Raw genomic sequence first — 25,998 nt, 5'->3', positions numbered from 1 at the left:
ACCCTCAACCGCTCTCATCGCCAAAGATCCGACTTTTCCGACTTATCCGACTGGAATATCCGACTTTTCCGACTTCTACAAACAGCCGCCGACAGAGATAATAGAGAGAGATAGCGAAACTCAACCCGCGATCGCTTGGGTTCTATATGCAGTTGGATATTTGTGAACTGTAACAGGAAAATTTTATTTCCTGGGAATTAATTTAGCGATCGCCACAGATATAGGATAAAATCTATCTTATGGGGGATGCGGGGACAAGGCGATCTCATCTAATGGCAAATGCGATCGCCTTCTCATCAGACCCGATCGCTTTCAGAAGCAGTTAAGAAAATTATCAAGAGAGCGTTGTTATGACTGATACATCCAAATTGCTGAAAGACTTAGAAAAAGAACCCCTATTTGAGGATCAGTGGTGGCTGTTCAACACCGGACAACGAGTTACCAATAACAAGCAAACCGAAGGAACTCCCGGCATTGACCTGAATGTACTACCCGTTTGGCCCTTCTACACAGGCAAAGGCATCAAAGTCGGAGTCATAGATGATGGTCTTAACCTTACACACGAAGACCTGCCACCAGCTACAGGTCTGGAGCCTGAAGGCAAGAGCGATAATCACGGCACTACTGTCACAGGAGTAATTGCAGCAAAAAGAAATAACAAAGGCACCGTCGGCGTTGCTTACGAAGTAGCGAGCATCGGCAGTTTCCGCAGCAGTTTAAATCCTCTTGTTGCTACCCCTAGCCTGCAAAGCCAAGTTGATTTCGACGTTTCCAACAATAGCTGGGGTGGCAGCACGAACTTTCAAGTTGAGGACGGCAATTTCAAAACCAACGATGCCCCCGGCAAAGCGATCGAAAACGCCGTCACTACCGGCCGCGGGGGGTTGGGCACAGTATTTGCCTGGTCCGGGGGAAACGAGCGTGAAAACGTTAACCCAGACCCCACTCTGCAAGGAGCAGCACAACGGGGTAGAAATGTCAACTCAGGCAATTACGAGAACAGCCGCTATGTAATTGGTGTAGCAGCGATCGACAATAAAGGAGTTGTGGCCCCATACAGCAATCCGGGTGCACCACTCTTAGTCTCAGCCTTCGGCGACAGGCCCGGCAGTATCGCTACCGTCGATCGTACTGGCAATGATGGCGACAACACAGAGGAAACAGCAAAAAATCGGAAAAACTTTCCCAACTCCAACTACACCAATGACTTTAACGGCACATCATCAGCAGCGCCGATGGTTTCCGGCGTTGCAGCCTTAATCTTGCAAGCCAATCCCAAACTCGGCTACCGCGACGTTCAGGAAATCCTGGCTTACTCAGCCCGCAAAAATGACCCCAATAATCAAGAAGTTCTGGGTATAATCCATGGGAAATACCAGAAAATTAATAAAGACACGTGGAAATTTAACGGCGCTAAAAACTGGAACGGCGGCGGACTCCACGTCAATCACGACTACGGCTTCGGATTAGTCGATGCCACAGCAGCAGTGCGTTTGGCTGAAACTTGGCAGTTGCGATCGGGACCTGCCAAAGATAAAGCAGCTACTTTGGCCACTGAAAAAAACCGAGAAGTGAAAATTGATAATTTGACCCTGCCAGAATCGGGGGTAGATATCCCCAACAATAACCCCGCAGGGATCAATCAAACCTTCAATATTACTCAAGGCATCAACATCGACAAGCTCGAACTAGACTTGAATATCGAGCACGGTCAATTTCAAGACTTAGTAGTCAAGCTGACATCTCCTGACGGCACCGAGAGTGTAATGCTCGATCGTGTCCCTTACTACACTGGGGACTTGGAACCAAATAATCCCGAAACACCAGATGATAAAAAATCAGAAGACAACGGTTTCAAAGGCACAACCGTTAGCTACACCTTTAGCAGCGCCCGCCACTGGGGAGAAACCGGCCTTGGCGAATGGACGCTGAATATTTCTGACAACAGCGCCACCAACGACCGCAACAATACCGGTAAACCCTTCACCTATAAAGGCGACACAACTCCCACCAGTGGCAACAATACCGGCAAACTCAATAGCGCAACTTTGCGGCTGTACGGCGACGACACCATTACCGACAACACCTACATCTACACCAACGAGTTCGCCAGTTTCACCAATGAAGCCGATCAAAAGGAGGCTCTTCGCAAAACTCTCAGCGACACCAACGGCGGCAACGACATCATCAACGTTGCCGCCATCACTGACAACGTTATTATCGACCTAAAGCCCGGTAGTAAAAAAATTCGCCTACCAGGCCGCACAGTTACAGGCGACAAACTCGTTGATCAAACCCTCACCATCGCCGACGGCAGCATCATCGAAAATGCCTTTGCTGGCGCAGGAGATGACTCAATAGTCGGCAACGATGCAGCCAACACCCTCTGGGGCGGCCGCGGCAACGACACCCTCGTCGCCTCCGGTAGCGGCGACACCCTCATCGGCTTCAGCTTTGATGGCGACGACACCCTCATCCCCGGTAGCGACTCCCTAGTGGGAAGCACGGGAGACACTACTTACATCCTCGATGCCAGGACAGCCAGAGGCAGCAAAATTAAAAATATTGGTGGTGTCGCCAATAATTTAATCCTCAACAACGCCACCCTGACAAACACCCTCCCCGCAGACGGGCAGAACGGGATGGACAGAATAGGTAACAATTTGCTGATCGACCTCAACGCCGACGGCAAGCTAGAATCAAGACTTGATTTGACCATTGAAGACTTTTACTTGCCTGAGAGCGGCGACTTCCAAAACGTCGGCAACCTGCCTCGTAGTGTCATTCCCTCGGTTTTCACTCCGACAACTCCGACAACTCCGACAACTCCGACAACTCCGACAACTCCGACAACTCCGACAACTCCGACAACTCCGACAACTCCGACAACTCCGACAACTCCGACAACTCCGACAACTCCAACAACTCCAACAACTCCGACAACTCCGACAACTCCAACAACTCCAACAACTCCGACAACTCCGACAACTCCAACAACTCCGACAACTCCGACAACTCCGACAACTCCAACAACTCCAACAACTCCGACAACTCCGACAACTCCAACAAGTCCAACTCCAACAACTCCGACAAGTCCAACAACTCCGACAAGTCCAACTCCAACAACTCCGACAACTCCGACAACTCCAACAACTCCGACAACTCCGACAACTCCAACTCCAACAACTCCGACAAGTCCGACAACTCCAACTCCAACTCCAACAACTCCGACAAGTCCGACAACTCCGACTCCGACAAGTCCGACTCCGGGGATAATATTGGGAACTCCCGGCGATGATGCCCTCCAAGGTAGCGCCCAAAACGACACCATCGACGGCCTCGGAGGCGACGATGACATCTTCGGTGGGGAAGGAAATGACTCCCTCTCTGGCGATGCCGGCGATGACTACTTAAATGGCGAGGAAGGTGACGACAGCCTCTTTGGCGGCGCGGGAAATGACTTCCTAGAAGATGAATTGGGCAATAACTTGCTCTCCGGCGGCGACGGCGATGACGAAGTTTTGGGCGGCAACGGTGCCGACACCCTCACAGGAGATGCCGGCGATGACTACTTAAATGGCAACGAAGGTAACGACAGCCTAATTGGCGGCGCAGGAAATGACATCCTAGAAGATGAATTGGGCAATAATTTGCTCTCCGGCGGCGACGGCAATGACGAAGTTGTAGGCGGCAGCGGTGCCGACACCCTCACAGGAGATGCCGGCGATGACTCCCTTACAGGGGACGAAGGCAATGACTCTATTTCTGGCGGTGTCGGCAACGATATTGCAGATGGGGGTGACGGCAACGATACCCTAGAAGGCGGTGACGGCAATGACGAACTAAGCGGTGGCGAAGATAACGACAGTATCAATGGCGGCGTTGGCAATGACGAACTCTACGGAGATGACGGTAACGATACCCTAGAAGGTGGCGGTGGTGCCGACTATCTAGAAGGTGGCATCGGCGATGACTTCTACGTGTTAAATGGTACTTCCGCAGGCGGCAGCATCATTGCTGACGACAACGGCACCGATAGTCTAACTCTCAATGGTCTCACGCTGGCGATCGGCTTGGCCGCCGATACGGCAGGCGTCACGCGGGGCGGCGAATTCGATACCGACTTGCTAATTGACCTCAACAAGGACGGGATTTTTAACGAGACTGACGACTTGTTGATTCTTGACTTCTTCGCTGAACCAAATCTCGAACAAGGAGATGGTTTTATCGAACAAGTTGGCAATCTCTCAGGGGACGCTATTCTCAAAAGTTTCCCGCTGAAGGCGACTCCTGAAGATGATTTCCTTCCAGGTGGCAGTGGCGATGACAGCATCGACGGATTGGCCGGCAACGATGAGATTGAGGGCAATCAGGGCAATGATTCCCTGTTCGGCAACGCTGGCAATGATGTGTTGAACGGCGACGAACTCATTACCATTAGTAAGGCAGGCGGTGACGTAATTCTCGGTACGGGGATTGGCAATGACTATCTCGACGGCGGCGAAGGTAACGACACCCTCGACGGCGGCGAAGGTAACGATACTCTCGTAGGCGCTGCCGGTGATGACAGCCTGTGGGGCGGTGAAGGTACTGACATTATCAATGGAGGAGATGGCAAAGATTCTCTGTACGGGGCTGAAGGGAATGACAGTTTGTTGGGCGGTGCCGACAATGACTTTTTGTTCGGAAACGAAGACAATGATACTCTCGACGGCGGCGATGGAGATGATTCTCTAGTTGGCGGTTTGGGCAATGACAGCATCGTCGGCGGTGCCGGTATCGATACGGTGTCTTATGCTACTCTGTTGAGTCCTGTGAATATCAATCTCGCGGCGGGAAGTTCCACAGCCGAAGGTACTGATACTCTCACCGGTATCGAAGTTATCATCGGTACAGCTTTGCCTGATACTATCACTGGCAGCAGCAGCGATGAAAGCCTCATCGGTAACGGCGGTGCCGACATTCTCACCGGTGGCGGTGGCAACGATACCTTTATCCTCGACCCCGCAACAGCCGCTGGTAGCAAAATTCAAGGCGCTGCCGGCACTGACAACCTCGTTCTCCCGGATACTACCTTAGTTACATCTCTGACGAACGGTTCAGTAGGAATCGGCCGCAGCGGTACTAGCTTAGTAGTAGACGTGAATAAAGACGGTCAAATCAACCTCGCTAACGACCTCGAACTTCTCAATTTCTTTGATGCTACTAGCAATATTCCGGGTACTGGATTCATCGAAAATGTTGCAGGTGTCTCCGGCAATACAATTCTCTCTAGCTTTGCCACCGTACCTGTATTCAAACCCCCACTCACAACCACACCCACACCCACCCCAACTCCCACACCTGACGGCCCCCAAATTTTAACACCGGCAATTGGGATTCCGAGTCCGAATACTACCGTTGATTCTACTTTCAGTGGCGGGCCGCTTAGCGATTTGTTCTTCGGAACTCCGCAGGCTGACGCATTGGATGGTTTACCTGGAAACGATACGATTTCCGGCTTAGATGGTGCTGATAATATCCAGGGCAATGACGGCGAAGATTCGCTATTGGGCAATGCTGGCACCGACTTGATCGATGCTGGAAATGGCAATGATATTGTTTACGGCGGTAAAGCTTCCGACGGCATCTTAGGTGGCGGCGGTAATGATTCGCTGTACGCAAATAAAGGCTTGGATGTTGCTTTGGGAGGAGACGGTAACGATATAATTTTTGGCGGGAAGGGCGATGATTCTCTCGGCGGTGATGCTGGAGATGACAGCATTTTCGGTCAGTTAGATAAGGATTTCTTGCTCGGCGGCAGCGGTAATGATGTTGTTAGCGGTGGCGAAGGAGATGATACCTTAGCAGGTATCGATCCGAGTGCTACTAATCCTGGAATTGGGGAGTTTGATACTTTGACTGGCGGGGAAGGTAAAGACCGTTTCTTGCTGGGAGATAGTGATAAAATCTACTACTCTGGTGATGGTAATGCTGTGATTAGTGACTTTAATTCTGCTGAGGATGCGATCGTCCTTTCGGGAATTAAGGCCAATTATTCGCTGTCGGTTTCGGGGAATGCGACTAGCATTTTCCTCAAGAAACCCGGTGAATCCGATGATTTAATTGCCACGGTGCAAGGGGTGATGGATTTGAATCTCGATCAACCTTATTTCACTTTCATTTAGAAGCGGCTTTTTTTAACCGCAGATACACGTAGATTAACGCAGATGAATTTTACCAATTTGCGTTGATCTGCTTTGTTTTACCCTTTCCCACTCTATTCAGAGTGCCGTACCAGTCAAAATTTATCCCTTCAAACCGACATCTTGCAGCAATATCAATAAGAGGATTTTTCGTGGGGTCGGGCGGGTTTATAGAACCTATTTGCAAGCTTTAAGGCTGTTGGCGAACCCGCCCCTACGGCTAATTGAGAATGGTGCAAGATATCAGTTCAAACCGATTGAATTCAAGGATGATTTCCTCCTATTCTACGGTTGATATTCCGCAAAAATTTCAATTTTTCCCACAATGTTTTGATTGAATTGAGCCAATTCTTCTGCCGGAATCCAATATTCTTGATGAATCGAACTGCCGACAGTTTGGACGGGATATTTTTTTAAGAATTCAGCCAAAACTCGAAACCGGGTTACATAGCCGAAATATCCCGATGCTGCATCTCTTGTATTCCAATCTCGTGCAATTTGTATGGCATATGCTTTGTGGAGTACGGGATAAAAAATAGGCTGAAAAGACAGTCGTGGCGGAAATGCCAGAAAATCGCTTTCTTTAATCAGTTCCATTTCTTTTTTGCCGACGGCTCGGAACAGCGTTACTGTCTCTTTATCTGATATATTGATATTTTTAAACCAAGCTTTCCAACCGTCCCAATTGTGAACTATTTTAGCCAATTCAGCGTAACCGGCTGCGCGGGGATGGGAAACGTCATTTTCGGTAAGTTCTTTATGCCAAATTTCCGAGTTTTGCAGCGGGGTGCAAACATCTAGATAAGGCACATTTAACTCGTGGCAAACTTGGGAAAACTGTTCGGATAAGTTGGCAATCCGCTTTGTGCGATCGGCATCGATAACTGGCGGTGGCCCTACCATTAATACTGGAAATATTTCTTTGGCTGACGTGAGAATACAGCGAGCATTTTCAATTGATTTTTCAACTTCTATGCGATTTTTTTCGTTTTCTCGGTAAGTGTCGTTGACGCCAAAGGAAAATACTATTCTGCCGTCGCCATAGTGAGGTAAGCGGCGAGAAACTTCGTTGAACCAACGAGTTTCTATATCGGCACTGGTTTCTCCCCTTATTCCTAAATTGTAGTAGGTAATATCGTGTCCTTGTCCGCAAGCGGCCGCGCAAATCCGTCCTGTCCAACCGAGACATTTGGGATCGCAAGTACCGTTTACAAAAGAATCGCCGATAAAACAAATACGCATATTATGTATGGGAAGTGGGAATGGAGAATTGTTGACTGTTGACTGTTGACTGTTAACTGTTGACTGTTGACTGTTGACTGATGATTGATGACAACTAACAACTGACAACTAACAACTGACAACTGACAACTGACAACTAACAACTGACAACTGACAACTAACAACTGCCAACTGACAACTGACAACGGCCAACTGCCAACTGACTTTAATTCTTGCCGATGACGGACAATCCCTCTACAATTAGAGACGGTGTTTCGCAAGAACCGTTCCACTCGGAGTCTCCTCCCAATTCTACTAATTGTTTGAGGACGTTGTAGACGTTGCCAGCTACCATTGTGTCTTTGATTCTGCCGACTATTTGACCTTTTTTGACTCGGTAGCCGAGATCGACATTAATTGAAAAATCGCCGGAAATTCCGGCACTGCCGCCAAGCATTTGATCGACTACAATCCCGTCGTCTAATTTAGCGATTAAATCTATTAGCGAAAGCGAACCTGGTTTAATCAAAACATTGAACAAACTCGGCGTGGGATAGCTGCCCAAACCAGGGCGAAATCCGTTGCCGGTGGTGCCGCTGCCCAAGGCTCGACCGGTGGTACGATCGGTATAAAATAGCTGCAACACTCCGCTGTTGATAAAGACGATCGCCCGCGTGGGAGTACCTTCGTCGTCAAAAGGACAGCTATAGGGCCCGATATCCGGCTGCTGCGAGAGGGTGACAAGCGGCGATGTCACTTGTTGGCCTAATCGATCGTTCCAAGGCGAAGCGCCTTCGAGTACCTGTTTGCCGTTCAACGCCGCACAGACAGTGCCCCACAGCAAATCGGCGGCTTTGGCTGTAAATAGCACCGGCACCCGGCCCGTGGCGGGGGCTACATTGTCTTTCGCCCATTCTAAACGCTGCAAAACCCGCTTGGCGCTGGTGTTTAAGTCGAGGGTGCCGCGTTCGGTTTCGCCTTCCCAAATGTTGAGGAAATCTTCTCCCCGCACTAATTCTGCTGATAAATAGCCGCTGAGGGTGGTGTCGGTGTGACTGGAATCCAAGCCTTTGGTGTTCACCAAACGGGTGCTCTCGATTTCACAGTCGAGTTCGGCGGTGCAGAGGCTTTCTGGATAGGCTTCGCGGACGATCGCGATCGCCTCTTTTCCCCAGTTTACTAGCTGTTCGGCCGGCACCGACACTCCGCGATCGGGATAAACAACTTTCTCACCAGTGCCGAGTTCGATGGTTTCCGGTTCGTTGAGTTGCGAAAGCGCGATCGCCCTGTCCACCAAAATTTGCAGTTCCACAGGCCCGTAAGCCACCGCCAAACCCGGCCGCCCATCCCGCCACAGCCGCAGTGCAATGCCTTCTGCTTGGGCGGTTTCTAGCTGTTTGAGGCGGTTTGCTTCAAAAAAGACCGGCCGTGAGAGCGATTGCGATTCCAATACCTCAGCAGCTTCTGCACCTGCTTTGGTGGCTAGTTCTAACAGTTGTTCTGCTGATTGGTGATTGGTCATTGTTCTCGGTGGTTGGTAATTAGTCAGTTGGCAGTTGGCAGTTGGCAGTTGTCAGTTGGCAGTTGTCAGTTGGCAGTTGGCAGTTGGCAGTTGGCATTAGTCAGTAGTTATTAGTTATAGCCTTTCTCAGTAACATGAGATGTTCGTAGAGCATAGGCCTCGCGGGTCTTGGACTGAAAAGCATACCTCAATTATTTGAGAACCGCTATATGAGTTATTCGTTATTAGTCAATCTAGCTGTTAACGCTAGACTAAATAACGGTAGATTATTAACTCCTACTAACAACTAACAACTGACTACTAACAACTGACTACTAACAACTAACCACTAACAACTGACTACTAACAACTGACTGATGACTAATAACTAATGACTAAATAGTTAGTTCGTGCAGCAGCCAAAATCCTGCAAAAGATTCCGATTCGGGATTCGACTGAATTGCTAAGAAATGTACTTTTTTTGCTTGGTTTTTCGCGGCTTCAAATCCTTTCGCTTCTCTCTCAGTTGCTGCGTCTCTGAGATTAGCTAAAATCCAGCGATCGTTAGCTCCCGTATCTAATACCAGCCTAGCGGGTGGGCCGCTCTCAAATTTCAGAAAAGCCAACTCTAAACCCGACATCCAACCTGCCAAAGCGGTTGCTCTCGACGAGTAGATAATTAGTCCCGGAATTTGCGTTTCTGGGGCGAGGCGTGTCATCGGCAGTCCGAAAGCTTCGCCAAATCCGATATCCCACTCGGACATTTCGTCAAAAGCTGCGATCGGCAAACTCACAAACGCCCATTTTTCGCCGATTAAAGCATCCGGCAGCGCAACAGGCGTTTCGGGTACAAATTGAACGCTGGGGTTCACAACCGGTTGATAGCCCGGTTCGGCGGGATAAACGTCTTGCATCCGTTCTTCCAGCCACAGGCTAAGGGCGAGGGTGCGGCGGCTGCAGGCGGCGGGAATGTCCAAGTCATCGCAGGCTTTGGTAATCATGTTCGCCATTTGGCGGCGGAAAAAGCGGATTTTTTCAGGTCGTTTCGGTGCTGCGGCGATCGCCTCTTTAATTGCACCCGCCAGCCACAGGGAATTTACGGTAGAACTGGAGCAGAATTGCGAGTAGCGAAACAGAGATTCGGCCTTGTCGCCTACATTCAGCGGGCTTTCGCAGATCAACACTTCCCATTTTTTTTTCTCTCGCTCGTCTATGATTGGACGGCTGTAAAAGTCGAGTTCCCAAATAGTAGCCATGCCGCGCTGTTAAAAATTAATCCTTTCTCATGTTACCGGACAGCGGGCAAGTTTCTGATTCTGACAAGATAAGGCTGATTTTCAATAGCGGGCGATCGCACTTTCCCAAAGATTGTGCCTTTCCCTTGCAGCTTCCCGTGTAATTTTTTGCAGCAGTGCACAACCGGAAGCATTAGCAACTCTTCGGAGAACTGTCGCGGAGCAATCTCAACACGCGATCGTTTGTTAAACTTGTGCAAGCCAGGGAAAACAAACAGTATAGCTTGATTCCATGAGACAAATCATTCTCGAAAAGATTGTTTCTACCTTACAACCTTTAGATTATGTTCTCGCTTTGTGGCAAGGAGGTTCAGCAGCCCACGGATACACCGACGAGTGGTCAGACCTCGATATTGCGGTTGTGGTTGAAGATAATTGCGTGGAAGAAACATTTGATATTGTTGAAAAAGCCCTCGCAGAAATTGGCGAAATCGAACTCAAATATCGAGTTCCCGAACCCGCTTGGCACGGTCAATCGCAGTGCTTCTGGCGGCTGAAAGAAACCCCCCCGTTCTTGCTAATTGATTTCGCTGTTTTTCGGCGCAGCAGCCGCAACGATTTTCTGGAAATAGAGAGACACGGAAATGTACCGATCGCTTTTGACAAAGTTAATCTAATTGTACCGTCTCCTTTGGATCGCAGCAAACATTTTTCTACAATGCAGTCGAGATTCAACGACCTTAAAATCCGTTTCGATTTGCTGCAACCTCTGGTAAAAAAAGAGATTTATCGCGGACATTTAGTAGATGCGATCGGCAACTATCACAATTGGACGCTTCTACCCTTAGTCGAACTGTTGGGCATGATTTACCGTCCCCACAGGTACGACTTTGAACTAAAATATTTTAGCCGAGATTTTCCGCGCCCAATAGTCGATCGCGTCGCACCGCTTTTCTGCATTGCCAACCTTGAAGATTTGGCAGTAAAACAGCAAATATCTGAGGCTTTTTTTGCAGAAACCTTACCGCTTGCAGCAGCGAAATTTCGGAGTATTGCATAGTAAACAATATCTGTTATAATCTAAACTTAAACATATTTAAATCGTTTACTTATTAAATTTCCCAACTGCGCTTGTCAATACATTCAAAATTGTGCTATCCTTGTTTAAGCTGGAGGCACTCTCTTGCCCCACATCTAGGAAAGCCATGATTCCAACCCTAGAAGCTTTATTTGATGGCTCTAATCAATAGGACAAGAAAATGAACACAAGTAATATAAAATCTTTTTCAGTGCAGGGGATTTTCGGCACAGATGATGTTCACATTCCCTTTGATGAGAATACGAAAATACTCGTTGGAGAAAATGGACTTGGAAAAACTCAAGTCTTAAACCTTTTTTATTATACTTTAAAAAGAAATTTTTTTAGGTTGGGTGAATTCAGCTTTGATAAATTAATTTTAGAATTTTCCCAAGGAAATCCTATTGAAATCTATAAAGACAAGGTGGATGAATTGATTCAGGAACTTTACGATTATCCAGTGCTTAGAGATTTTATTGAGCAATTTGGCTATCCTCAACTTGAAATGCTCAGAAATAAATTCCTACAACAAAGCAAAGGTAACAGAAGAAAATCAAGATACGAAGAGCTTGAAGATAATTTTAAGTATAGAAAGTTTCCTATTCATCTTATATCTCGAGCCTTTGAAAAGCTAGAAATGAATAAAGACAATAAATCCAACCTCCATTTTAGTGAGTGTGAAAAAGAGATTGAATTAGGTATTGAAGGTATTGAGATTATGTATTTTCCAACATATAGACGTGTTGAAGAAGACTTATACAATCTTGGTTATAGTGATGATGAACTTTTAAATCAAGAAAATACACTTATCCAGTTTGGCATGGATGATGTTCAAAAACGTTTTGATCACATTCAAAATACTATTGATAGGCTTTTAAAAGAAGGTTTTTCAGAGATGTCCTCAGAAATCTTAAGTCAACTAATAGAAGATGAAGAGGATGTAAAAGATAGTGATTTTTTGAAAAACATCGAAGATAATGATGTTGAAATTTTATTGTCACGAGTTGGCAATAGAATTTCAGAACAAAAAAAGCAAAGAATTAGTGAACTACTTTTAAAGAAAGAAGCAAAGCCAAAAGATAGCTCTCTCAATTTTTTTATCAAGAAATTAATTGAAATTTACTCTTCTCAAAAAGAGCTAGACAACTCTGTGAAAGTCTTCAGAGACGTTTGTAATAAATATTTGATCAATAAAAAGGTATTTTATGATGAAAGTGCAATTAAAATTTTTATCCGATCAGAAAGAAATGCTTCTGAGATTGCATTGAGTAAACTTTCTTCAGGAGAAAAGCAAATTATTTCAATGTTTTCTAGAATTTATCTTTCAGAAGGTGACAAACGATTTATTGTGCTTTTTGATGAACCAGAGTTATCATTATCAATGCCTTGGCAAAAGCAATTACTTCCAGATATTCTCAATTCAGAAAAATGTGAATTTCTTTTGGCAGTAACTCATTCCCCATTCATTTTTGATAATGAATTAGATAAATATGCAATTGGCTTAGACGAATATGTTAAACCTTCACAAGTCATTACAGCCTAATGTCATACCTAGAAAAACTCAGGAAAAGCCGAGAAAAATCCCAAGTTGCTTATGCAGAGTTTGCCCTCCATACCAAAAAAGGTAAGGATGGCTTGTTTTGCTTTTTTGAGGGAAATGATAATGCTTACTATGTACCAAGAATCAAGCGTTTCACAGATAACTATTACCCAATAAATTGCGGTGGCAGAGATAAAGTATTAGAGGTTTACCGACTTATTACTATTCATGCGGAATACGATAAATACAAAAAAGCTTTTTTCATTGATAGGGATTTCAATGAACCTTTACCACCTCATAACCCACCTATATTTGAAACACCTTGTTATTCTATTGAAAATTTTTACGCTTCAGTAGATGTTTTCAAAGAAATCCTAAAAAATGAACTTCATTTATCAGAAGTTAGTGATGAAGCATTTCAAGTTTGTATTAGCCTTTTTACGCAGAGACAACAAGAGTTTCATCAAGCTACGATTTTGATTAACGCTTGGTATGCTTGCTTGATAGACATTAGGAATAAAACGGGAAACCAAACAGGTGTAAATCTAGTCGATAAATTACCAAAAGACTTTATTCATTTTACGCTAGACTCGGTAGTACAAAAATATGATTGTGAAACCATCAAACACAAGTTCCCACAAGCCTTAGAAGTTCCTGAAGATATTTTAAACATAAAGCTTGATGAGTTTACCAGTTGTGAACAATATAAAACTTTTAGAGGCAAATATGAAATGGAGTTTTTGGTAACAATAATTGAACAAATTTTACAGGATTCATCAAATGCTCAAAAGTATATAAAACACAAAATAAAGTTTACTTTTGGGGATAAGTTGAGTAACGAGCAAGCTATCAGTCTTTTTTCTGTCTATGCTGAAACCCCCGAAACTTTGAATGATTATTTGATATTGCTCCACAGTAAAGATAGTTAAGCTATAATCCTGTATCTATTAACTTCACTATTTATTCATCTATAAAATGTCTCCGCTCCTGTGAACAATTCGCTCGCGTCGCACCGCTTTTCTGCATCGCAAATCTTGAAGATTTGGCAGTAAAACAGCAAATAGCGGAGGCTTTTTTTGCCGAAAGTTTACCGCTTGCACAAGCTAATTTTTCCTCTGACAATGCCCTAAAACTACCGCCCTAGGCTCAAAGTTTCGTCCCGAAAGCGATTAATATAGTATTATCAACTTATATCTTGCACCATTGTCAATACTCCTTTTTTGAACAGGCTTTCCGGCCTGTCCCACAGGAAAATCTACTCTTTGTGGAACGGGCATCTTGCCCGTTCTTGAGAAAGATGCAAGATGTGATCTCAACTTTAAAGATTAACATCCCATGACAAAACTCAGCGTCAACATCAACAGAATTGCCCTCCTCAGAAACTCTCGAAACATCGGTATCCCCAGCGTTACGGAAGCCGCAAAAACAGTAATTGCTGCCGGAGCTCATGGCGTTACAGTCCATCCCCGCCCCGACGAAAGGCATATCAAAGCTGCCGATGTTTACGAATTAGCCAAAATGCTAACTGTTGAGTTCAACATCGAAGGAAATCCGTTTCAGCCGCCATTTATGGATATAGTTTGCGACGTAAAACCGGCTCAGTGTACCTTGGTACCAGATGCTCCAGACGTGCTAACATCGGATAGCGGTTGGAATATTCCAGAAAATCGCGATCGGCTCTTACCAATCATTCAAAAATTAAAAGACAACGGCATCAGAGTCAGCTTGTTTATGGATGCAGATGCTGCTCTCATGCCGCTAGCAAAAGAAGTTGGAGCAGACCGAGTAGAACTGTATACGGAACCCTACGCAACTGCTTTTCGCGAAGGGAGAGTAGAATCTGTTTTTCAACAATATGTCTTAGCAGCTCAAGCCGCTCAATCAGCAGGTTTAGGGGTGAATGCCGGACATGATTTAAATTTGCAAAACTTAGCTAAATTTTGCTCGATTCCTGATATACTAGAAGTATCGATTGGTCATGCTTTAATTGCGGAAGCGCTAGAAATGGGGTTGTCCAAAACAGTACAAGCTTACCTGCAAATCCTGGCAGGTTCGTAGTACAAATTAACCTCGTGTGGGAGGGCGGCTTGGGCAGTGATAAACTCGTTTTTTTCAGATACAATAACTCAATCCGCCCTACCAAGATACAGGATCAAAATTTACGCAAAAAATGGTTTAACACGCTACAAATATGCTAAGGTGGGGTTCGCAGCGCCCTAGATAATTAGGAGATCGTCAAAAAAGAGGAACAGTAGGGGCAGTAACCCCCTGCCGGTGCTAGCCGTTTTCCAGTAGCAAGGCAGATCCAGAATCCAAGACACCGCGTTTTTTGGGTGTGGGCATTTCTTTAGCAAGAACCTCGGAAAAAGCTTTAATTTTCCTAGACCAAATTACTAATATTCTGTGATGATATTATCCGTAAGGAGTATCATTAAAATGTCCCGACAAATTGAGGCTACTACTTAGCTCCCGCACTGCCAATTTGCTACCAGCAGATTTTGTGCCAGTACGGGATATTTACCTGTATCCTATATCCTCCTGTAGCCTCTGTGCGATCGCCAGATTTAATCCGGTGAAAACAGGCAAACACAAGTAACCATATACAATTCCTTACCCCCCTCGGAAGTGCGACATGAAAAAACTAATTTTACTGACTGGAATGCTACTCATGATGGCGGCAAAATCAGTATTTGCCAGCCCAGTAGCCCCCAAAATAGCACCGAGCGAGCTGATGGCTGCCTCGGAAATTACAGAAACCCTTAACAAACCCGTTACCTCTGAATCAGTTCCCAACCTCGAACCGATCGAGCGAATGTCAACCTCGGAAATCCGAGAAACCATCAACCAACCCACCACCTATATTTTTGAAGGCGTCAAAGGGCGAGAACTCACTCTCTCCCTGTGGGCGGGACAACTGACAGCCGAACTGTACAGTCCCAATGGTGAAAATATGGGGGTTATTGAAAAAGCAGACAATCAGTGGATGGGCCAGTTGCCAGAGTCCGGCATCTATCGCGTGCGAGTTACCCCGAAAGGTGAAACCACCAGCTTTGTACTTGGACGCGACTTTAACGCCAAGTGGACTTATAGGCCCGATCGCGCAATTCCCATAGCATTCAAGGAAAAACAAGCCACAATCAAACTCAAAATGTCCGGCTACCAAATCCAGCCCATCACGGTTCAAGGCCAGCAGGGACAGACAATTAGGGTGACAGCTAGCAACAAAAATCTAGATCTGGCGATCGAATCTCCGATGGGACAACTCCTGGATCAAGGCGAAGGTCAAACTTTTGCTCAACTACCGGAATCCGGCACTTACCGGGTAATCGTAGTTGCCAAGAGGCCGGTCAAGTCCTCAATCCGAGTTTCTGTGCAATAGCAAAGATTCCACAAATACTCTTGAGGGCGATCGAATTTGCGTCGCCCAAAAAAACAGCTCCCCAATTGGGCGAGCTGTTTTTTGCGTAATATCGTTTGCGGTTGCATCGGAATAATAAAATCGAGTCAACAGTTAACACTCAACCATTGAGTTTTTCCACCCCCAGTCAACAGTCAACAGCCAGTCGATTTTAGATTTGAGATTGTAGATTTTAGATTTGAGAATTGACTCCACAGATGAATCTGGGATGTGGAAATTAGCTGTAAAATATTTCGCTTGTCAACTGTCAACAGTCAATCGATTTTAGATTTTCAACTGTCAACTGTCAACTGTCAACTGTCAACTGTCAACTGTCCACAGCCAACAGTCAACAGTCAACAGTCAACTATCACGGACGGTGCAACCGGAATTGATATAACATCAACCTTGGATCAGCGCTTCAAAACGTTCTTGTTTCCAAATGCAGCTTAAATCCGAGTCAGCTAAAGCTAGCTCTCGGTATAAATTAGGGATAAACTCAACAGCCCGCTGCAAATTGTCAAGGGCCAAATCAGCAAATCCCAGTAGCGCATAACAGCAAGCTTTATTGTAAAAAGCGTTAGCAAAATCAGGAGTTATTTCTAAGACTGTTTCGTAGCAAGCAATCGCCTCAGAGTAGCAGCCTTTTCGCGCCAATTCCACACCCCGGTTGTACCAAATTAAATAATCTTCAAAGGGACGCTCAGATGTAGGAGTGAACTTGGCATTTCTCTGATTTAAACCTACTAATTTCTCCAAAGCAACTCTCCGTTCGCCCACAGCATCGGCTCTGCCCGGTTGTAGAGCGATCGATCGGCTAAAACTAGCCACTGCTTGTTTGTAAAGTCCCATAGAGTTCGCAGCTATACCGCGATTGTACCAAGCCTTCGCGTCATCAGGCTTAAACTCGATCGCCCGCTCAAAACTGTTGAGCGCCTGATAGTAAAGCTTGAGTTCCAACAGGGCATTACCTCGGTTGTACCATGCCCAAGCAGCCTCCGGGTGCAAATTTAAACAGCGATCGAAACTCAGAACCGCCTTCTGGTAAAGCCCCATATCGATCAGCGTCAGTCCCCGGTTGTGCCAAATACTCGCCGCGCACGGACTGAACTCCAGAGCCCGGTCAAAACTGTTGAGAGCGTCCAACCAGCGGCCCAACTTTCCTAAAGCAATAGCCCGGTTGTGCCAGCCAAAGCTCGCATTCGGCTCCACCGCCAAGGCCTCATCAAAACTCTTCAGCGCCTCTAAGTGCCGTTCTAATTTCCCCAGAGCCATACCTCGGCCGAACCAAGCCTTATAATGATCTGATTGCAACTTCAAAGCTCTGTTAAAGTTCGCCAGGGCACCATGATCGTCGTTAGCTTCGAGGTGGCGCGAACCTAGATGGTAATACCAAGCCGCTTCCAAGTTTTGAATTAAGTTCATAATATTTTGTATCTATCTTAGGGATGATTCTACATGAAATCATACCGGGAGTAAAACTGTAATTCCACTAAAAATCTGAAAAATTTGATACAGGGCGATTGCCGGTACACAGGGCCAGTAACAACCTCAACAATTTGCGATCGAAACTAACTATTTTCCTCTCGTAAAATGCTGTTTGAGCTAACCGCACTCATCGTTTTTTAGAGCTGCTGCGAATCTTAACTCTGCGTGAATCGCGCAACTCTTACCGCATCCCGAATTAGGTTTGCAGTTACACAAAGAGTCCTAGGGCGCCCCAAGTCTAACTGCAAATCTCCTAGTGCTAATAGCTTCTACTTCTGCTTGCCCAATTCAAGCAACCACAACCGCTGTTTTAGCATTCTCACTCAACAGCAACTGGCCTGTGGCATCAATACTAAAATCTTTCCCCAGCAGAAAACCCTTGCCCATCAAGCGCTGGCAAACAACCAGCGCAGTAATCCGGCGAATTTCTTCCATCACGTCAGCAGGAATCAAATAACTCAAACTCCAGATCACGGACTCGCAGTCATACCAAATCAAACGCTCAATACTGACAATCATCAAAGCAGCTAAACTGTCAACAGACACCCGCCCTCTGAGATCCGCAATCAAATCCTTACCAATTAAGCTATTGCGAGTCATCATCGCTCTAGCCATCTTCCCAATTTCTTGTTCGAGTTCTAAATGATTCATGCTTGGCACTGGCTTTTATGTTTTTAAAGCACTACTAAAAGTAAAAACAGTAGCCGCTACCAGGCTCTGCCCTAGCGTAGCTGACGCAGGCTCTACCGTAAGTCCTTTTAACAAAGTATACCTAAAGAAAGAGCCAAAATGTATCTAAAGGCAGATACCCAAATATTATTTTCTTGACATAAATTGGTAAACCAATCCCCACAAGAGTTTTTACGAGCCAATTGAGTATTTATACTTGCTAGTACCCGGAGTAAAGTCGATCGATTTTAGATTTTAGATTTTAGATTTTAGATTGGTAAATTCGATACATACTTAATAAAGTAGTTACTTCGGAGAAAAAACAGCAATGGCTGCAAACCAGGCAGACATCGATATTGCCCCCTTGATCGACTACGGCCTGATCGACCCCACCGCCACGCCAGAGCAAGTAGAACACTGTTGCCAACAAGCAGAGAGATTTGGCTTTGTCACAGTTTGCGTGTATCCCGCCTACGTCCGACAAGCAGTTGATCTGCTGCACGGCAAACGTCCCAAAGTCTGTACAGTTATAGGTTTTCCCACCGGTGCTTCGACTTCAACGGTGAAAGTTTACGAAGCTCTAGAAGCAGCAGATAATGGAGCCGTAGAGTTAGATGTCTCCGTTAACTTAGGATTGTTGAAAGCTGGAAGAATCGACGAATTCCACCGGGAATTAGCCCAAATTTGCGAAGAAACTAATCTCACCATTAAAGCAATTATCGAAAGTTCGCTCCTTTCCGATGCCGAAAAACAATTAGCGGCTGAGATTTGTATGGAAGCCGGTGCCGCCTACATCAAAACCAACACTGGCTTTTTTGGCCCGGCGAAAGTTGACGATGTGCGACTGCTGAAGGAAGTTACGAAGGGACGGATTGGGATTAAAGCTGCCGGCGGAATTCGTACTCATGAACAAGCTCTAGATTTGGTACTAGCTGGGGCAACTCGTTTGGGGACTTCTCGTGGCCCGGAATTACTCCGCCAGCGCGATAATTTAGACAATCGTTGACAGTTGACAGTTGACAGTTAACTGTTGGCTGTTGACTGTTGGCTGTTAACTGTTGATATCAAATCCGTTAGCATCGGAATAGTAAATTCCAGTTCACGGCGTTCACGGCGTCAACAGTCAACCGTCAACATCATGTATGAGTGTAACCGGAAATGATATGATTTGTATTCATTGGTCATTAATCAATTGTTTATCATCAATTGTTTCAAGGAGTTAATAGGGAGAACTTCCCACAGCTACAAGTTTATCAATTAGCAAAAAGAATCTCAAAAGAAATATAGTTTATTGTTTTAACTGGTTCCAAGGCTCTGCCTTGGAACCCATATTTAGAGGCTCTGCCTCGGCTGGGATTAGGAGGCAGAGCCTCCGGATCTGCGTTACCAGGCAGAGCCTGGTAACGAGTATCTAATAAAAGTTCTGCGTTGCGGACTGTTTTTGCTACTGTCCTTGTAAATCTAAAATCTAAAATCTAAAATCTAAAATCGAGTGACTCGAACTTACAAAGCAACTGGAATCAATCTTAAGAGTGCGCCGATGGGGGAATCCGATCGAGTGCTGACAATTTTGACGCGGGAATTCGGCTTAATTCGAGCCGTCGCACCGGGTGTTCGCAAACACCGATCGACCATTGGCGGCAGAAGCGAATTATTTGTTGTCAACGAATTGCTAATTGCCAAAGGCCGATCGCTCGACAAAATTACCCAAGCCGACACCGTAGAATCCCATCCGGGTTTGAGCCGCAACCTCGGAAAACTCTCAGCGGCGCAATATCTGGCAGAATTGGCGATCGCCAGTGCCCTTTCCGATGAGCCCCAAGAAGAACTCTTTTGGTTGCTGGGCGAACATTTGAGCCGTTTGGAACGTTTGTCCGATCGCACAGAAATCCAATCTGCCGCCGTGCTGATTGCTCACCTCGCCCACGGCATTTTTCACTTGCTAGCCTTAGCCGGCCTCGCGCCGCAAGTCCAAGTCTGCTGCGCCACCAGACACCCGCTCATCCCAAATTTCACCGATCCCAACTGGCAAACCGGGTTTAGTATACCCTCTGGGGGAACCTTCAGCTTGTCCGAGCTAGCTAACCTAGAAGCAGAACTCTCTTCAGAAATCGGTAGCTTATACAAATCCGCTTCCCGTTCCCGGCAAACGAATGGCAGCAAACACTTGACAAATTTCGAGATAAATGCTAAGGAATTAGCAGCGTTGCAACAGTTGGCTAGTCCAGAACTAGGAGAGGGGATTGCCGATCGAACAACTTGGGTATCAGTAGAAAATATTTTGCGACAATATGCCCAGTATCATTTAGGTTGCACGATTCGATCGGGAAGCTCGATAGACACCTACCTAGAGAGTTTTGAGTTTTAAATTTTGAGTGTGGATTTAAATAGGTGAAGGGGCGATCGTACATCGCACCCCCAGCCTGCCGGATACCCGAACCTGCCGGTCTTTTCAGGTAAATTCTCAAGGTTGTTGCGACATCAGATAATAGATAAAGATAAAGTTACGAGATTAATAAACTTAGGGGTTAACACCTCAATTTCAAATTCCCATCCCCCCAACCTGCACCATCCCAGGCCATCCACCCCAAATCCTATGATGCGACTGTCTGATTCTGATTTGAGAATATCTGTATTAGCTGTGACCCACCACAAAATGGAAGAACGAGAAAATTTTCCCGATTTTCGCTCCGAGCCGGTCTTGGCCGATCGACAATGGAGCAACGTCCCAGACCCAGAAATGGATAAATACCCCACCACTCCAGCACCAGACGGGAACAACGGCAATAGCCCACACCCCGAAGCAATCCCCCCGGTTCCCACACCAGAGCCAGCAGCAGAACTCTCCGAAGCAGTAGCCGAAATTCCCGAAAAACAAACGGGATTTCTGCCAGTGCTCAAAAACCCCAATTTTCTAGCATTGTGGAGTGGGCAAGTTTTTTCCCAACTAGCAGATAAAGTTTATCTCGTACTGACGATCGCCCTCGTGGCCAGCCGCTTTCAAGCGCCAGATCAAACCATCAGCAGGTGGGTATCGGCAATCATGATCGCCTTTACCATTCCCGCAGTGCTGTTCGGGGCCGCCGCAGGCGTGTATGTCGATCGGTGGTCGAAAAAAGCAGTGCTCGTCGCCACAAACCTGCTGCGGGGAGGCTTTGTTTTAACATTGCCCGTGCTGCTGTGGCTTTCTGACGGGTGGGAACTCGGTCAACTGCCGCTGGGATTCTGCTTGCTGCTGCTAGTGACATTCCTAGTCTCGACTCTAACTCAATTTTTCGCCCCAGCAGAACAGTCAGTGATTCCCCTAATTGTGGAACGCCGCCACCTGCTATCGGCAAACTCCCTCTACACCACAACCATGATGGGTTCGGTGATTATTGGCTTCGCAGTGGGAGAACCCTTACTAGCTTTAGCCGACACCCTATTTTCCAACCTCGGCGGCGGACTCGGCATCGGCAAAGAATTAGTAGTAGGGGGAAGTTACGCCTTCGCCGGAGTGCTCTTGCTGTCGATGCAAACAGGCGAAAAAAACGAAGTCGAACACGAACCGCCGCACCCCCTAGCAGATTTGCGAGACGGCCTGCGTTACATCAACGATCAACCGAAAGTCCGCAATGCTTTAATTCAACTAATTATTCTATTTTCCATTTTTGCAGCCTTGGCAGTTCTAGCAGTTCGGCTGGCAGAAATCCTCCCCGGTATGAAAGCATCACAATTTGGCTTTTTGCTGGCGGCGGTAGGCGTTGGCATGGCTGGTGGGGCGACGACAGTCGGCTATCTCGGCCATAAATTTTCTCACTCCCAACTGAGTTTAATCGGATCTGTTGGCATGGCACTTGCTCTGATGGGCCTTTCTGCATTTACAGACCATTTGTGGCTATCGGTGCTGTTCATTACCCTGTTGGGTTTATTTGCCTCATTGGTGGGAGTGCCGATGCAGACTACAATTCAAGCAGAAACCCCAGAAGAAATGCGGGGAAAAGTCTTCGGGCTGCAAAACAATGCCACTAATATCGCTTTGAGTTTACCGTTGGCTTTGGCCGGGGTAGCAGAAACATTTCTGGGTTTGCCAACAGTATTTTTGGCTTTAGCAGGATTAGCGATGGCTGGGGGTGTCTTAACCTGGTATATTTTCCGTAGCAGTAATAGCAAAGTCGATCGAATCTAAAAAATAACAAACTCTGATTTACTGGAATGCACATCGCTTGGCTAGGAAAAAAATCACCTTTTTGCGGTAACGTCACTTACTCCAGGGAAGTCACCAACGCACTATTAGACCGGGGATACCAGGTCAGTTTCCTGCACTTTGCCCAAGAGGCGGACTCACTGGACAGGAACAATACAGGGTGGAGTATGGCAAATGGTTCATGGGGAAAGGGAATTACTCAAACCTCATATACCACTTCGCTTTCGTCCGCCAGTTGCAACGAAGTCTCTTTACCCTGTCACTACAAATCGCAAATTTATACGATTCCCACTCTCAAGTCCCGCACAGTGCTGATGAAATCTCTGCGGCGGCTGAAACCCGATGTGGTTCACGCTTCCCTGACGCTTTCGCCCCTAGACTTTTTGCTGCCGGAAATTTGTCAAGAATTGAATTTGCCTCTGGTGGCGACTTTTCACCCGCCGTTCGATCGCAAATTGCGGAATTTGACATCGGGAACCCAACACCTGATGTATCAACTGTACGCTCCGTTTTTGGCGAACTACGACTCGACGATCGTTTTTTCTCAGATTCAGCGGGATATATTGGTGAAGTTGGGAGTGCCACAGGAACGGGTGGCTGTGATTCCCAACGGCGTGGATGCTGTTAAATATTCTCCAGGGCCTTCGGGGTTGAAGTCGGAATTAAAGGCCGATCGAATTTTTGTTTACCAAGGGCGCATTGCCCAGGAGAAAAATGTCGAGTCGATGCTCAAGGCCTGGAAACACTGTAATTTTGGCCCTGGGAACGTATTGGCGATCGTAGGCGACGGGCCCCTTGCCGCCTCGCTGCAACTGTTTTACGGCGAAGATGATGGCATTGTGTGGCTCGGATTTGTTGCCGAGGAGGAACGCCGGATCGAAATCCTCCGGGGTGCTGACGTATTTATTTTGCCTTCTTTGGTGGAGGGACTGTCGCTGTCGTTGCTGGAAGCGATGGCCTGCGGTTTAGCTTGTTTGGCAACCGATGCCGGTGCTGACGGCGAGGCCTTGGAGGACGGCGCAGGGATAGTTTTGAACACTCAGCGGGTACGAAGTCAGTTGCAAACCTTGCTGCCACTGTTTTGCGACCATCCTGAGTTGGGAATGCTGCTTGGTCAAAAAGCACGCCAACGGGCGATGGAGCGGTACACTCTCAGTCAGAATATTACTGAGTTGGAAAAGCTTTATGCAGAGGTTTTGCAAAAGCAGCGCGTACTCATTCGCGGTTTAGCATAATTCAGCAGGAAGAAGGAACTCCGAACCTGTTGAAATTAATCCGTCTATCCGTGTCAAAATCCGTATCGTGCCTTCCTTCTTCCTTCGCATATGACTTATAGAAATCCCGCTCCTACAGTTGATATTATTATCGAATTAGCCGATCGCCCCCATCGCCCGATCATACTCATCGAACGCCGCAATATTCCCTACGGCTGGGCACTTCCCGGTGGCTTTGTTGATTACGGGGAATCGGTAGAAACGGCGGCCAAACGCGAAGCTTTAGAAGAAACGAGTTTGAATGTAGAATTAATTGAGCAATTTTACGTTTATTCTGATCCAAATCGCGACGCGCGGCAACACACTATTAGTATTGTATTCTTGGCTTCTGCAACGGGCGAACCTCAAGCCGCCGACGATGCTAAAAGTTTACAAATTTTTGAATCTTGGCAGATTCCTCGTGAATTGTGTTTCGATCACGATCGCATTTTACGAGATTATTGGCGTTACCGTCATTATGGATTGCGGCCGCGTTTGTAGGAGGGGAGTTTTTGTTTCGTTCATCTCACATCTTGCACCAATGTCAGGAACAGGCAAGATGCCTGTTCCACAAAAAAAACTCAATGTTATTGCACCAATGTCAGGAACAGGCAAGATGCCTGTTCCACAAAAGCATTCAATCTTCTTGCACTAATGTCAGGAACAGGCAAGATGCCTGTTCCACAAAAACATTCAATCTTCTTGCACTAATGTCAGGAACAGGCAAGATGCCTGTTCCACAAAAAAATTCAATCTTCTTGTGGAACGGGCTTCTAGCCCGTTCTTGAGAATGGTGTAAAATCTGAGTTCATTAAACTAAATTCTATGGCAAGCTTGACAATATTAGGCGGAGGTGCTTGGGGTTCGGCACTGGCAAATCTGGGAGACAAAAAAGGATCTCGAGTTAATTTGTGGTCGCGCAGCAGTTCTGTTAATCTAGAATCAGTTATAACAGGTGCGGATGTTGTTGTTTCCGCAGTTTCGATGAAAGGAGTTGGAGCAACGGTCGATCGACTTTTGGCTTTACAGTTAAGTCCCAGTACAATTATAGTTACTGTCACCAAAGGTTTAGACCCGGCCAGTACGCGCACTCCATCTCAAATTTGGCAAAATGCGTTTCCTAACAATTCAATAGTGGTACTTTCTGGCCCTAATCTTTCCGAAGAAATTCAGCAGGGCTTGCCGGCCGCTACGGTTGCGGCGAGTTTGGATTTAGCGGCGGCCAAGCAAGTGCAAAATATTTACAGTTCTGATATTTTTCGGGTTTATGTGAATGAAGACCCGCTGGGGACTGAGTTAGGTGGAACTTTGAAAAATGTATTTGCGATCGCCGCTGGAGTTTGCGACGGTTTACAATTAGGAACTAATGCTAAATCTGCTTTGCTGACTCGCGCTTTGCCGGAAATGATTCGGGTGGGAGTTCGTTTGGGAGCTCGCGCAGAAACTTTTTACGGTTTGTCTGGTTTAGGAGATTTGCTTGCTACTTGCAACAGTCCTTTATCGCGCAATTATCGGGTTGGTTTCGGATTGGCTGAAGGCAAATCTTTAGAGCAAATTTTGCACGAATTGCAGAGCACGGCTGAGGGGGTCAATACTACTAATGTGTTGATTGATTTGGCGGAGCGGCGCGAAATTGAAGTCCCCGTTTCTCGTCAAGTTTATCGCTTATTAAATGGTGAAATTACTGCCGAGCAAGCCGTTTTATCGCTGATGGAACGCACTTTAAAACCGGAGATTTTATAAGCTGTACGGCTAGATAGGTAAGGACTTAAGCAAAGCCTAAGTCCCTACCCGTAGCTGAAGTTTTAAGAAGTGGTGTCACGACTTGCTAGTTATGAATTAAGAGTTCTAAGCGACATTGTTCAAGCGCTCAGATTGATGTTTTCATCGCTCGGTAGAGAGAGAGTTTAAGGAATTGAAGATGAGTTGTGAATCCCAAACTCTTTAACTCCTAGCTGCTACTACTTAACTCATAACTTGCATAGCGAGTTGCACCAGCTTTACATCTTGCCGTGCTGCATTACCTGTTGAAGGTGCTGCCGAATTTCCTGCGCGTGCTCCATGTCAGCTTGCTGCAATTTTTGAAACAGTTCAGCACAAGGCTGAGAACCGGTTTCTTGAGCATCTTTCATGTAAGTATCGTAGGCTTTCAAAGCTTCAGACTTGTTTTGCAAAACTGTTAACAAATCATACTCGAGGTTGCTGATGACGGCATTTCCGTTAGTGCTCATAAACTGACCTTCTG

The 25,998-nt window shown here is 46.3% G+C and carries 18 protein-coding genes; 12 read left to right on the top strand and 6 right to left on the bottom strand.

From position 1 onward, the window contains the following. Positions 1-350 precede the first annotated feature (350 nt). Positions 351-6,167, top strand: coding sequence for a S8 family serine peptidase (locus QUA00_RS12550; RefSeq protein WP_333409814.1), 5,817 nt, complete (start codon positions 351-353; stop codon positions 6,165-6,167). A gap of 303 nt (positions 6,168-6,470) precedes the next feature. Here QUA00_RS12550 and QUA00_RS12545 read toward each other — a convergent pair whose 3' ends face one another. From QUA00_RS12545 to QUA00_RS12535, 3 genes are all read right to left on the bottom strand, one after another. Next, the gene (locus tag QUA00_RS12545; protein ID WP_333409813.1) at positions 6,471-7,427 is read right to left on the bottom strand and encodes a GDSL-type esterase/lipase family protein; all 957 of its coding nucleotides are present in this window, start codon (positions 7,425-7,427) and stop codon (positions 6,471-6,473) included. 205 nt (positions 7,428-7,632) lie between these two features. Continuing rightward, positions 7,633-8,928 carry a TldD/PmbA family protein gene (locus tag QUA00_RS12540; RefSeq protein ID WP_333142182.1) on the bottom strand — a complete coding sequence of 432 codons (1,296 nt, stop codon included), beginning with the start codon at positions 8,926-8,928 and terminating at the stop codon, positions 7,633-7,635. A gap of 374 nt (positions 8,929-9,302) precedes the next feature. Continuing rightward, a complete protein-coding gene (locus tag QUA00_RS12535) occupies positions 9,303-10,163 on the bottom strand; it encodes a Tab2/Atab2 family RNA-binding protein (protein ID WP_333142181.1) in 861 nt (286 codons plus the stop codon). A gap of 271 nt (positions 10,164-10,434) precedes the next feature. Between QUA00_RS12535 and QUA00_RS12530 the strand changes: the two genes are divergently transcribed. From QUA00_RS12530 to QUA00_RS12510, 5 genes are all read left to right on the top strand, one after another. After that, entirely contained in the window at positions 10,435-11,202 is a 768-nt protein-coding gene (locus QUA00_RS12530; RefSeq protein WP_333409812.1) for a nucleotidyltransferase domain-containing protein, read from the top strand. Positions 11,203-11,401: 199 nt separating this feature from the next. After that, positions 11,402-12,763 carry an AAA family ATPase gene (locus QUA00_RS12525; RefSeq protein ID WP_333409811.1) on the top strand — a complete coding sequence of 454 codons (1,362 nt, stop codon included), beginning with the start codon at positions 11,402-11,404 and terminating at the stop codon, positions 12,761-12,763. Continuing rightward, on the top strand, positions 12,763-13,689 hold the full coding sequence (locus QUA00_RS12520; protein ID WP_333409810.1) for a DUF4435 domain-containing protein: 927 nt from the start codon (positions 12,763-12,765) through the stop codon (positions 13,687-13,689). Before QUA00_RS12525 ends, QUA00_RS12520 begins: the two co-directional genes overlap by 1 nt. A 406-nt stretch (positions 13,690-14,095) precedes the next feature. Beyond that, positions 14,096-14,818, top strand: a complete 723-nt coding sequence (locus tag QUA00_RS12515; protein WP_333409809.1) for a pyridoxine 5'-phosphate synthase — start codon at positions 14,096-14,098, stop codon at positions 14,816-14,818. A 574-nt stretch (positions 14,819-15,392) separates the two neighbouring features. Beyond that, the gene (locus QUA00_RS12510) at positions 15,393-16,139 is read left to right on the top strand and encodes a hypothetical protein (protein WP_333409808.1); all 747 of its coding nucleotides are present in this window, start codon (positions 15,393-15,395) and stop codon (positions 16,137-16,139) included. A 420-nt stretch (positions 16,140-16,559) separates the two neighbouring features. Here QUA00_RS12510 and QUA00_RS12505 read toward each other — a convergent pair whose 3' ends face one another. Both QUA00_RS12505 and QUA00_RS12500 read right to left on the bottom strand, forming a co-directional pair. Continuing rightward, entirely contained in the window at positions 16,560-17,582 is a 1,023-nt protein-coding gene (locus tag QUA00_RS12505) for a tetratricopeptide repeat protein (RefSeq protein ID WP_333142171.1), read from the bottom strand. Positions 17,583-17,933: 351 nt separating this feature from the next. Next, complete coding sequence (locus tag QUA00_RS12500; RefSeq protein ID WP_333102927.1) at positions 17,934-18,296, bottom strand: hypothetical protein; 363 nt, start codon at positions 18,294-18,296, stop codon at positions 17,934-17,936. Between the two features lie 346 nt (positions 18,297-18,642). On the opposite strand from QUA00_RS12500, the gene deoC reads away from it, so the two are divergent. The 6 genes from deoC to QUA00_RS12470 all read left to right on the top strand — a co-directional run bounded on the left by deoC (position 18,643) and on the right by QUA00_RS12470 (position 25,496). Continuing rightward, entirely contained in the window at positions 18,643-19,320 is a 678-nt protein-coding gene (gene deoC / locus QUA00_RS12495) for a deoxyribose-phosphate aldolase (protein ID WP_333409807.1), read from the top strand. Positions 19,321-19,806: 486 nt separating this feature from the next. After that, on the top strand, positions 19,807-20,682 hold the full coding sequence (recO, locus tag QUA00_RS12490; protein WP_333409806.1) for a DNA repair protein RecO: 876 nt from the start codon (positions 19,807-19,809) through the stop codon (positions 20,680-20,682). Positions 20,683-20,910: 228 nt separating this feature from the next. Continuing rightward, a complete protein-coding gene (locus QUA00_RS12485) occupies positions 20,911-22,482 on the top strand; it encodes an MFS transporter (RefSeq protein ID WP_333409805.1) in 1,572 nt (523 codons plus the stop codon). A 26-nt stretch (positions 22,483-22,508) separates the two neighbouring features. Further along, positions 22,509-23,735 carry a glycosyltransferase family 4 protein gene (locus QUA00_RS12480; protein WP_333409804.1) on the top strand — a complete coding sequence of 409 codons (1,227 nt, stop codon included), beginning with the start codon at positions 22,509-22,511 and terminating at the stop codon, positions 23,733-23,735. 90 nt (positions 23,736-23,825) lie between these two features. After that, the gene (locus QUA00_RS12475; protein ID WP_333306471.1) at positions 23,826-24,254 is read left to right on the top strand and encodes an NUDIX hydrolase; all 429 of its coding nucleotides are present in this window, start codon (positions 23,826-23,828) and stop codon (positions 24,252-24,254) included. Between the two features lie 324 nt (positions 24,255-24,578). After that, positions 24,579-25,496: an NAD(P)H-dependent glycerol-3-phosphate dehydrogenase gene (locus tag QUA00_RS12470; protein WP_333409803.1), complete on the top strand. Its 918-nt coding sequence runs from the start codon at positions 24,579-24,581 to the stop codon at positions 25,494-25,496. A 257-nt stretch (positions 25,497-25,753) separates the two neighbouring features. Here the strand turns inward: QUA00_RS12470 and QUA00_RS12465 are convergent, their stop codons facing one another. Next, entirely contained in the window at positions 25,754-25,984 is a 231-nt protein-coding gene (locus tag QUA00_RS12465; RefSeq protein ID WP_333306464.1) for a hypothetical protein, read from the bottom strand. Positions 25,985-25,998 lie beyond the last annotated feature (14 nt).

The organism is Microcoleus sp. T2B6, from assembly GCF_036700475.1.
Taxonomy (GTDB): Bacteria; Cyanobacteriota; Cyanobacteriia; order Cyanobacteriales; family Microcoleaceae; genus Microcoleus.
The sequence above is the reverse complement of the archived record's forward strand: the minus strand, read 5'-3'. Positions and strand labels throughout refer to the sequence as shown.